The sequence below is a fragment of the Gordonia liuliyuniae genome (assembly GCF_021739025.1).
Classification (GTDB): domain Bacteria; phylum Actinomycetota; class Actinomycetes; order Mycobacteriales; family Mycobacteriaceae; genus Gordonia; species Gordonia liuliyuniae.
This window is the reverse complement of record NZ_JAKKOT010000007.1, coordinates 281769-292696: the sequence shown is the minus strand read 5'-3', so window position 1 is coordinate 292696 and position 10928 is coordinate 281769. Positions and strand designations below refer to the sequence as shown.

5 protein-coding genes and 1 riboswitch are annotated in these 10928 nt (G+C 69.0%); of the genes, 3 read left to right on the top strand and 2 right to left on the bottom strand.

Features of this window, described 5'->3' with window-relative positions; all coding sequences use genetic code 11:
* Window positions 1–28 precede the first annotated feature (28 nt).
* Window positions 29–952, bottom strand: coding sequence for a mechanosensitive ion channel family protein (locus L5G28_RS16695; protein WP_237002507.1), 924 nt, complete (start codon window positions 950–952; stop codon window positions 29–31).
* Between the two features lie 148 nt (window positions 953–1100).
* Window positions 1101–2726 (bottom strand): PucR family transcriptional regulator, encoded by a 1626-nt coding sequence (locus L5G28_RS16690; protein ID WP_237002506.1) that lies wholly within the window; start codon window positions 2724–2726, stop codon window positions 1101–1103.
* 98 nt (window positions 2727–2824) lie between these two features.
* On the opposite strand from L5G28_RS16690, the gene L5G28_RS16685 reads away from it, so the two are divergent.
* The 3 genes from L5G28_RS16685 (at window position 2825) to metE (ending at window position 10849) form a co-directional block, all read left to right on the top strand.
* A complete protein-coding gene (locus tag L5G28_RS16685; protein WP_237002505.1) occupies window positions 2825–6397 on the top strand; it encodes a proline dehydrogenase family protein in 3573 nt (1190 codons plus the stop codon).
* 195 nt (window positions 6398–6592) lie between these two features.
* Window positions 6593–8146: a sodium/proline symporter PutP gene (gene putP, locus L5G28_RS16680; RefSeq protein ID WP_237002504.1), complete on the top strand. Its 1554-nt coding sequence runs from the start codon at window positions 6593–6595 to the stop codon at window positions 8144–8146.
* A gap of 42 nt (window positions 8147–8188) precedes the next feature.
* A riboswitch (cobalamin riboswitch) is annotated at window positions 8189–8404 on the top strand.
* Window positions 8405–8536: 132 nt separating this feature from the next.
* Window positions 8537–10849, top strand: coding sequence for a 5-methyltetrahydropteroyltriglutamate--homocysteine S-methyltransferase (gene metE, locus L5G28_RS16675; protein ID WP_237002503.1), 2313 nt, complete (start codon window positions 8537–8539; stop codon window positions 10847–10849).
* The last annotated feature ends 79 nt before the right edge of the window (window positions 10850–10928 follow it).

The following is a 10928-nucleotide window of genomic DNA, read 5'->3' as shown; positions in this document are numbered from 1 at the left end:
ACCGTTGTGCAACGCGATCCCGGCCCGACTACCGGGCGGCCCCGGCCAAGGCGGCGCCCCAGGACTGCATCGGCAGCCTGATCGACTCTCGTTCGAACTCTCCGAGTACCCGGCTGCGCAGATGGCGCTGCACACCCCACTGCGCACCAGGCTTCGTGGTCACCGTCATGCGCAGCATCGCGTGGGACGACGTGACCTCTTGGACGCCGAGCATCTCGGGTTCGCCGAGGACCTCCTCGACGATCTCGGCGTCGCGCGCAGCACGCAGCGCCGCACTCAGCGCGACGTCCTGCGCCCGCTCGAGGTCGGCGTCGACGGCGACGGGGACTTCCAGGCGGGCGACGGCGAAGTCCTGACTCATATTGCCGACCCGCTGGATCTCGCCGTTGCGGATGTACCAGAGCGTGCCGTCCATGTCCCGAACGGTCGTGATGCGCAGGCCGACGGATTCGATCTCGCCGATGACCTCACCGAAGTCGGCGATGTCGCCGACCCCGTACTGGTCCTCCATCATCATGAACACACCGGACACGACATCGGCCACCAGGTGCTGAGCGCCGAAACCGATGGCGAGTCCGAGGATGCCGGCCGACGCGATGAACGGTGCGATGTTCACGTCCAGTTCGGACAGGATCGACAAGACCAGCCAGACGAGGATGACGACCGACACAGTCGATTTGAGGACCGAGCCGATCGTCTTGGCGCGCTGCGCGCGGCGTGCGTTCGCCTTCGGGCTGCTGCGCGCCCCGGCCCGTTCGCGTAGGCCTCGGACGAGGCGTTTGCCGCCGTCGTCTCGCGACGCGCGCGGCTTCGTCACGCGGTCGATCACACGGAACAGCAGCCATCGCACCACGAGCGCGGCGACGATGAAGCAGACGATCCTGATCGGTGTCTCGATCAGCCACGTTCGGTTGGTGTCCGTCCATTCGAATGCGAGCGATTGAGTAGTCATGGTGTCGACCGTACGTACGACACCGTCACCTGTGCAGGTCCCCGATGAGTCGCCGGATCTCACGCGCCGCGATGACCATGGCGAACGCTGCGAAGATGATCGACACCACTGCGATGGTCGAACGCCGACCGTTCTCGGTTCGGTTCGCTCAACCCGCGGTGAGCCGACGGCGGTCCAGCAACGCGAGCTGCAAGGCGCTCAACAAACGCTCGGCAGGGTCGTCCAGGTTGAGTCCGGACACCTGACGGGCGCGGTCGACGCGGTAGCGGAGTGTGTTCGGGTGGACGCCGATCCGGTTCGCCGCATCGCGGACGTTGCCGTGGGCGTCGAGGTAGGCGCGAACGCTCTCCTCCAGGTGCGCAGTGCGTTCGGTGTCGTACGCGACCATGGCGGTCACCCGGGGGTCGACGAGTTGGTCGCGGTCGACGAGCGCGTCGAGGATCTCGCCGAGCAGGACCGCGGTGCGCGCCTGGGCGAGCGTCGTCACCCGATCGGCTCCGCCCGCGCGGGTCGCGGCGAACACGCGATCGACCTCGCGGCGAGCCCGGGCGACCTCGGCCAGCCCGTCGACCGGGAACACGACCGTCGCGTGCAGGCGGCCGCCGCCCAACACCGGGTCGCCGTCGAACCGGGCGACCAGCTGACCGACCCAGCGGGTGATCGGCGCGACGTCGGCGGCGGGCACCAGGATGTACGCGCGCTCGGCGATCAACGTGGTGAGCGCCGACGTCGCGTACGCGCTCGCGTGCAGCCGAACGGCTCCGCCGACGGCGGCGATCGCGTCGGTGGGCGTGAGCGACCCGCCCTCCGCGGCGATACCGATCACCGCCGCGCGCTCGGTCACCGGCCACCCGAGATATGCGCCGGCCGACGATGCGTCGACCCCGCCGTGCTCGCCGAAGAGTCGCTGCAGCAGTTGAGCTTCCGCCGACGGCGCCGCCATCGACCGGGTCAGGATCCGTGACGCGACCGACGCGGCGCCGGTCAGCACGTCGACCGAGTCCGCGACCAACTCGGTCGCGGCTTCCTGGACCCAGATCGAGCCGAGATGCCGACCGGTGGCGCTGTGCACGCCGATCACGAGCCGCCGCCGCATCGCGTGCTCGGCGTCGGCGGGCACGTCGACCACTTCTCCCCCGCGACGGATCGCGTCGAAGACACCCCACCTGCGCAGCAGTGCGAGGTAGCTCGGCGGGCCCTCCCGCCCGAGGATCGTCTGCACACGCAGATCGTCGGCCTCTCCGTTGGACGGCGAGTAGGCCAGGACCCGCGCACTCGTCGCGTCCTCGATCGACACCAGCCCGCCCGTCCCGCGCGCCACCAGGCCGACGAGCCCGATCAGATCGACGTCGGCGAGCACGTCCGGATCTCCGGGGTGTCCGGCGGCCTCGCGCCCACGGTGCAGGTCGGCCTGCACCAGACCCAGGATCCGGTCCCACCGCGCTCGCGCGTGGACGCCGACGACGGCGACGCCCGACTCGTCGACGATCGGCTGCGCCTCGGCCGGCTCCGTGAACGCCTTCGTGAGGATCGCGCGCGGCAGGCGGCCCCGGTGCTCGCGCATCAGCCACTCGCGCAGCCGATCACCGTCGACCCCCACGAGGACGATGAGATCGGTCGACGCATCGGCTCCCGCCGCCACATCGTCTGCGTCGAGCAGCGCGACATCGGCGACCACGGCGTCGTCGGCCCCGGTCACCGCCCAGTCGACGGCGGTGTCGAGGGCATCGATCACATCACCCAACGGGGCTCCCTGAAATTCCGGCGTGCTCACATCCTGACAGCACCTTCAGAGATTCGAACAACGAATAGACGTCGTTGTTGTGAGAATGCACGAGGCGGGTCGGCGGCGCGCAGACTGTACTGGCAGACATGACCACCGCGCACGACTCCCACCACGACACGTCCGCGACGGACGCCGCCGAGCCGGCGACTCTCGCCGACCTCGCAGTCCGGGCCGACCATCTGGTCACCCGGTGGCTCACCGACGCCGCTTCTCGGGGCGACCGCCCGCATGCCTCCGCACGACGCCTGGCCGCGGTCCTGTCCGACCCGAAGGGCCTCGACTTCACCGTCGGCTTCGTCGACCGCGTCATCGGCACCGAGGACACCGCAGCCGCGGGAGCTGCGCTCGCCGAGATCGTCGCCGACGCACCTGATTCGCTCGGCGCACTCGACCTGCTGCAACTGCGCGCCGGCGCCGCCCTCTCCCGGCGGATCCCGAAAGTCGTGATCCCCATCGCCCGCGCACGTATGCGCGCCATGGTCGGCCACATGATCGTCGACGCCCGCGAGAAGCCGTTCGCGAAGGCGGTCAAGACCTTGCGCGCAGGCGACCACCGCCTCAACGTCAATCCCCTCGGCGAAGCCGTTCTCGGCGACGCCGAAGCCGACAACCATCTCGCCGACGCGCGGGCACTGTTGCGTCGCGACGACGTCGACTACGTGTCGATCAAAGTCTCGTCGATCGCATCCCAGATCTCGATGTGGGCGTTCGACGAGACGGTCGACTACGTCGTCGAGCGGCTGGCGCCGATGTACACCGAGGCCGCCGCGGCACCTGCCGGCAGCAAGTTCATCAACCTCGACATGGAGGAGTACCGCGATCTGGAACTGACGATCGCCGTGTTCACCCGCCTCCTGTCGCGGCCTGAGCTGCATGACTACGAGGCGGGCATCGTCCTGCAGGCCTATCTGCCCGATGCGCTCGGCGCGATGCAGCGTCTGGCCGCGTTCGGCGCGGAACGGGTAGCAGCGGGCGGTGCGGGCATCAAGGTCCGCTTGGTCAAGGGCGCGAACCTGGCGATGGAGACCGTCCACGCGGAGATTGCCGGCTGGCCGACGGCGACATGCGAGTCGAAGGCTGCGACGGATGCCAACTACAAACTCGTCCTGCACTGGGTGTGCACGCGTGAGCGGACGGCAGGACTTCGGCTCGGCGTCGCCGGACACAACCTCTTCGACATCGCGTTCGCCCACCTGCTCGCCGATTCGCGGGGCGTAAGCGACCGCGTGGAGTTCGAGATGCTGCAGGGCATGGCCACCGAGCAGGCCGAGGTGGTGAGCGCCGACGTCGGACGTCTGCTGCTGTACGTGCCGACCGTCAAGCCCACGGAGTTCGACGTCGCGATCTCGTATCTGGTTCGCCGACTCGAGGAGAACGCCGCGTCGGAGAACTTCATGTCCGGCATCTTCGATCTCGCGCCGGGCAGCGACGTCCACCGACGCGAGGCCGGCCGGTTCACCACTGCCGTCCACGGGTTGCAGCGACTGCTCGACGAGCGCGGCGAGCAGCCGCCGCTGCCCAATCACCGCCAGGACCGCGCGGCCGAGGAGTCCGCAGCCGAACGCCCGTCGCTGCCGTTCTCCGGCACGCTCCCCTCGTTCACGAATGAGCCCGATACCGATCCGTCGCTGTACGCGAACCAGGCGTGGGCGCGAGCGGCGATCGCCCGCAGCGCGGCGCCGGGGTGGCTCGACGCGCAGAGTGTTCCGCCGACGCTGGCCGCATCCGACGTCGACGACCTCGTCGGACGTGCCCGCACTGCGGCGGTCGCCTGGTCTGCCCGGCCCGCCGCCGAGCGCGCGGCGATCCTGTATCGCGCCGCCGACCTGCTGTCGCATCGTCGGGGCCACCTCGTGTCGATCGCCGCCGCGGAGGCAGGCAAGTCGGTCGCGCAATCAGATCCGGAGATCTCCGAGGCCATCGATTTCGCCCGCTACTACGCGCACCGGGCGCTCGAACTCGACCGGATCGACGGGGCGAGCTTCACCCCCGACCGCGTGATCGTGGTGACGCCGCCGTGGAACTTCCCCCTCGCCATCCCCGCGGGCGGGACGTTCGCCGCTCTCGCGGTCGGTGCAGCGGTGATCCACAAACCGGCGGCGCCGACCCCCCGGTGCTCGATGGCGGTGTTGGAAGCCCTGTGGGACGCCGGAGTTCCGCGCGAGGCATGTCTCGGCGTGTTCCCGGACGAGGGCGACGCAGGCCGCGCTCTCATCAGTCACCCGGACGTCGACCGCGTCATCTTGACGGGCGCGTCGGACACTGCGGCACTGTTCGCGTCCTGGCGGACGGACCTGCGGATCAACGCGGAGACATCCGGCAAGAACGCCATGATCGTCACCCCGTCGGCGGATCGCGACTTGGCGATCGCCGATCTCGTGCACAGTGCGTTCGGTCATGCCGGGCAGAAGTGCTCGGCTGCGTCGCTCGGCATTCTCGTCGGCAGTACCTACTCGTCGACGCGGTTCCGCAGGCAATTGATCGACGCTGCCTCGTCGATGGTCGTCGGATGGCCGACCGACCTGGCCGCCACCGTCGGACCGTTGACCGAGCCGCCGAGCGAGAAGCTGCTCCGCGCCCTCACCACATTGGAGCCGGGCGAATCCTGGCTGTTGAAGCCGCGGATGCTCGACGACTCCGGCCGACTCTGGTCGCCCGGCATCAAGGACGGCGTGGCGCCGGGATCGTTCTTCCATCTCACCGAATGCTTCGGCCCGGTCCTCGGGTTGATGCGCGCAGACGACCTCACCGAGGCACTCGCGCTGCAGAACGCCACCGACTTCGGGCTCACCGCGGGACTCCACTCGCTCGACACTGCCGAGGTCCGAACCTGGCTCGCGGAGGTCGATGCGGGCAACGTCTACGTCAACCGCGGCATCACCGGGGCCATCGTGCGCCGCCAGTCGTTCGGCGGCTGGAAGCGCTCGTCGGTCGGGCTGGGTTCCAAGGCGGGCGGGCCGAACTATCTGATGCTGCTGGGGTCCTGGGCCGATGCCCCGGCGAGCGAGACGGATGCCTCGACGGACGCAGCGGTCTCGGCACCGCGTACACCGGCGGTCGCCTCGCTGGCCCGGTCGGTTGCGTCCTGCCTCACCGACGCCGAGAAGCAGTGGTTGGCGCACGCGCTCGCCGACGACGACCGCGCCTGGGCCGCAGAGTTCGGCGTCGGCCGGGACGAATCCGGGCTGGCGGCGGAGGCGAACGTGTTCCGCTACCGACCCGCGGACCTCGTCCTGCGCGTGTCCGCCGACGCGGGTCCCGCGCCGACCGCCCGGCTGCTCGCGGCCGCGGCGACGTCGGGCGCACGAGTACGGGTCAGCGTGTCACCGGACGTCGGGTCGGCGACCGCACAGGTCGTGGGTGTCGCGACATCGCAGGGCGTGCCGGCGGCGTCGGCCTCCGACACCGACTTCGCCGCCTCGATCAGGACGATCGGCGCGCCGCGGATCCGGCTCGTCGGTTCGGCGCCCGCCGCGGTCCTGGCTGCAGCCGCGGCACGGCCGGACGTCGCACTGCTCGACGACGCAGTCACCTCGTCGGGGCGGGTCGAGCTACGGTACTGGCTCAACGAACAGGCGGTGTCGATGACGTTGCACCGGTTCGGGAATCCGAACCGGCCGTTCCACCTGCTCGCCACCGAGCTGACGACGCCCCGATGACGCTCCCCGCCTGACGCTTCGTGCACGCGAACGAATATCGTCGGACCGATTCGTTCGGATCCACATTAGTGACGCGTGCGCGGGGCGGCAGAATTCCCGAGGTACGAGATGTGGATCACATACGCCCAGTCGTGTGGTCGGATGGCAGGCAGGTGATCGCATCCACGTCTTCGACCAACACCAGAGGGAGCCCCGATGTCAGTAGCGTCCGACGGCAGAGCGTTTCAGATCTTCGCCGTCGTCCTGTACTTCACGGCGATGCTCGGCATCGGGTACTACGCGTACCGCAAGACCAAGAACGACCTCGACGGGTACATGCTCGCCGATCGCGGGCTCAAACCGTGGATCGCCGCGCTGAGCGCGGGTGCCTCCGACATGTCCGGATGGCTGCTGATGGGTCTGCCCGGCGCGATGTACCTGTCGGGGCTCTCCGAAGCGTGGATCATGATCGGTCTGCTGATCGGCGCGTGGACCAACTGGAAGATCACCGCGCCACGGCTGCGCGCGTACACCGAGGTGGCCGGTGACGCGATCACCATCCCGAGCTTCTTCGAGACGCGCCTGCGCGACTCGTCGCGCATCCTGCGCATCGCCTGCGGCGTCATCATCCTCGTGTTCTTCACCTTCTACGTCTCCAGTGGAATGGTCGCGTCCGGCAAGTTCTTCGACAGCGCGTTCGGCATCGACTACACGGTCGGCATGTTGATCGTCGCGGGCGTGACGATGCTCTACACGCTGTTCGGCGGGTTCCTCGGCGCGTCGTTGACCGACGTCGCGCAGGGCGTACTGGTGGTCATCGCGCTCCTGGCGGTGCCGATCATCGGCGTCATCAACCTGGGCGGCGTCGGCGCGACGATCGACGGGGTCCGCGGGGTCGATCCCGACGATCTGAGCTTCTTCGCAGGCAGTTCGGCCATCGCGATCATCTCGTCGGCGGCATGGGGTCTCGGCTACTTCGGGCAACCGCACATCATCGTGCGCTTCATGGCGCTGCGCTCGCCCGCCGAAGCGGGCACCGCCCGGCGCATCGGCATCGCCTGGATGTTCGCCTGCGCGCTCGGCGCCGTCGGCACAGCCCTGGTCGGCATCGCCTACTTCGCCGAACACACCGCGGAGGCTCCCGAGGACTCCGAGACCGTCTTCCTCGCGCTGTCCCAGATCCTGTTCCACCCGTTCATCGCGGGCCTCGTCCTGGCCGCTGTGCTCGCCGCCATCATGTCGACCATCTCGTCGCAGTTGATCGTCTGCTCGTCTGCGCTGATCGAAGACCTGTACAAGCTGGTCGCGGCGAAGACCGGTCGACGTGAACTCAGCGACACCACGTACGTCCGCCTGGGCCGTCTCGGCGTCCTCGCGATCGCTGTGATCGCCGCCGTTCTCGCGATCTCGCCGTCCAACAGCATCCTCGACCTCGTCGCGTTCGCGTGGGCGGGCTTCGGCGCGGCGTTCGGACCGGCCATCGTGCTCTCGCTGTACTGGCGCCGACTCACCTCGTGGGGCGCACTCGTGGGCATCGTGGTGGGTGCAGTGGTCGCCTACGCGTGGGGCCAGTCGTCGTTGAGCGACGACATGTACGAGATCGTGCCGGGCGTTGCCGCGAGCTTCCTCGCCGCCATCGTCGTCAGCCTGATCACGTACCGGCCGAACCCGGAGATCGACGCCGAGTTCGACGCCGCGAAGCGGTTGGCGAAGACCGGTAGTGTCGGCAAGCCCGGCGATGAGGCCACACCGGTCGACGCCAGGGTTTAACGCACACGATCTCGCGAATGTGGAAAGCGCCGACGCATCGATAGAATCAGCCTCGCAACAGGTTCGCCCGGCGATTCGTCGTTCCGGGCGTCGAAAGAGGGAATCCGGTGAGAATCCGGAGCTGACCCGCAGCGGTATGTCGGAACGACCGCCGTCACATGCACTGGATCCGTGAACCGGTTCTGGGAAGCGACGACCAGTAGGAGCGCACAGCGCACGCCGACAAGCCCGAAGACCTGCCTGTCGTACCGGGCGCGCCGCGCTCGGTGGCTGTCCGCCTCGTGGATCGGGCGATGGCTCCGGTCGGGGGCGAGCATGCTCGCACCCCGGTGGAGCGCATCTCCTGTCGGGCGACGGTCGTCACCACTGTTTGCAGGAGAAGAAGCATCCATGTCCGTCGACACGACGACACAGACCACCGCACCGTTCATTGCGACTGTCCCGGGCACCGCCCGTATCGGCGCGAATCGAGAACTCAAACGAGCCGTCGAAGCCTACTGGGCCGGTCGTTCCGACCGCGCCGCTCTCGAAGCCGTCGCCGCCGATCTGCGGGCGACGAGCAGGCGCGCCCTGACCCACTCCGGCATCGACTCGGTTCCGGTCAACACGTTCTCGTACTACGACCAGGTACTCGACACCGCGGTGATGCTCGGTGCGCTGCCACCGCGCGTCGAGGCGATCAGCGATCCGCTCGACCGCTACTTCGCCGCCGCACGCGGCGGCGGCGGCCACAGCGACACAGATCACAGCAACACAGACAGCGTCGCACCGCTGGAGATGACCAAGTGGTTCGACACGAACTACCACTACATCGTGCCGGAGATCGGCCCGGACACGTCATTCGTTCTCGACGCGACCAAAGTTCTGGCCGAACTCGCAGAGGCGGCAGCCGACGGGCTGCACGGACGCCCGGTGGTCATCGGCCCGATCACATTCCTCGCGCTGTCGAAGGCCGTCGACGGAGCGGACGCACCGCTGGCCCGTCTGGACGAGGTCGTCGCGCTGTACGCCGACCTTCTCGGCCGTCTCGCCCAGGCCGGCGCCCAGTGGGTACAGATCGACGAGCCCATCCTGGTGACCGACGCCGTCGAGAACCTCCCGGCACTCGCCGAGAGCGTCTACTCGACGCTGTCCGAGGTGGCGACGCGGCCGTCGATCCTGGTCCAGACGTATTTCGGCGACGCGCGCGAGTCGCTCGCGGCGCTGGCCCGCACCGGTGTGGAAGGCGTCGGCGTCGACCTCGTCGCGGGCGGAGTCGAGAGTGTGAAGTCTGCCGGACTCGGCGACAAGGTCGTCGTCGCGGGCGTCGTCGATGGACGCAATGTGTGGCGCACCGACCTCGACGCCGCGCTCGCGACGCTCGAGTCGCTGCGCGGATCGGTCGGCTCGCTGGCGGTCTCGACGTCGTGCTCCACCCTGCACGTGCCGTACACCCTGGCAGGCGAGGACGGTCTCGATGACGCGCTCCGCGGCTGGCTGGCCTTCGCGAGTGAGAAGCACGACGAAGTCGTCGCACTCGCCCGCGCGTACGCGAACGGCCGCGCCGGCCAGGCCGAGGCGTTCGATTCGGCAGCCACCGCACTGGCGAGCCGCGCGGACGACCTGAGACTGCACGTCGACTCGATCCGCACCCGCCTGGCCGGGCTGTCGTCGGCCGACTGGACGCGTCCGGACTCTGCGGCGCGACGCACCGTGCAGGACGCGGCGTTGAACCTGCCTGCCCTGGCGACCACGACCATCGGCTCGTACCCGCAGACCACCGACATCCGGAAGGCCCGGCAGGCACTGCGCACCGGCGCCATCGACGACGCCGAGTACACCCGGCGCATGCGGGCCGAGATCGCCGACGTCATCGCACTGCAGGAGAAGATCGGCCTCGACGTCCTCGTGCACGGCGAGCCCGAGCGCAACGACATGGTCCAGTACTTCGCCGAGCAGCTCGACGGCTTCTTCGCGACCTCGAACGGCTGGGTCCAGTCGTACGGTTCACGCTGTGTGCGTCCGCCGATCCTGTTCGGTGACGTCGTCCGCCCGACCCCGATGACGGTCGACTGGATCGCGTACGCCCAATCGTTGACGGCCAAGCCGGTCAAGGGCATGCTCACCGGTCCGGTGACGATCCTCGCGTGGTCGTTCGTGCGCGACGATCAACTGCTCGCCGAGACCGCGAACCAGGTGGCGTTCGCGATCCGCGACGAGACTGTCGACCTCGAGCGGTCGGGTGCGGCGATCATTCAGGTCGACGAGCCCGCGCTACGTGAACTGCTGCCGCTGCGGGCGGCCGACCGCGCGGCGTATCTGGCGTGGGCGGTCACCGCCTTCCGTCTGTCGACGGCCGGGGTCGCCGACGCCACCCAGATCCACACGCATCTGTGCTATTCGGAGTTCGGCGAGGTGATCGGGGCGATCGCCGACCTCGACGCCGATGTGACGTCGATCGAGGCGGCACGCTCGCATATGGAGGTCCTCGCCGACCTCAACGGGATCGGATTCGCCAACCAGGTGGGGCCGGGCGTCTACGACATCCACTCACCGCGTGTGCCCGCCGCCGACGAGGTCACCGCGTCGCTGCGTGAGGCGCTCTCCGCCGTTCCGGCGGACCGCCTGTGGGTCAACCCCGACTGCGGTCTCAAAACCCGGACCACCGATGAGGTCGCCGAGGCGCTGACCAACATGGTCACCGCCGCGCACGCCGTGCGCTGACGGCCAGTGACCTCAGATTCCCCGCTCAGCACCGACCCCGGCCGCACAACCGGTCGCGCCCCTGAGCGGGGAATCTGAC

Excerpts from the sequence above, each read along its gene's own strand:
- L5G28_RS16695 (WP_237002507.1), bottom strand. The coding sequence starts at position 952 with ATGACTACTCAATCGCTCGCATTCGAATGGACGGACACCAACCGAACG.
- L5G28_RS16685 (WP_237002505.1), top strand. The coding sequence starts at position 2,825 with ATGACCACCGCGCACGACTCCCACCACGACACGTCCGCGACGGACGCC.
- putP (WP_237002504.1), top strand. The coding sequence starts at position 6,593 with ATGTCAGTAGCGTCCGACGGCAGAGCGTTTCAGATCTTCGCCGTCGTC.
- metE (WP_237002503.1), top strand. The coding sequence starts at position 8,537 with ATGTCCGTCGACACGACGACACAGACCACCGCACCGTTCATTGCGACT.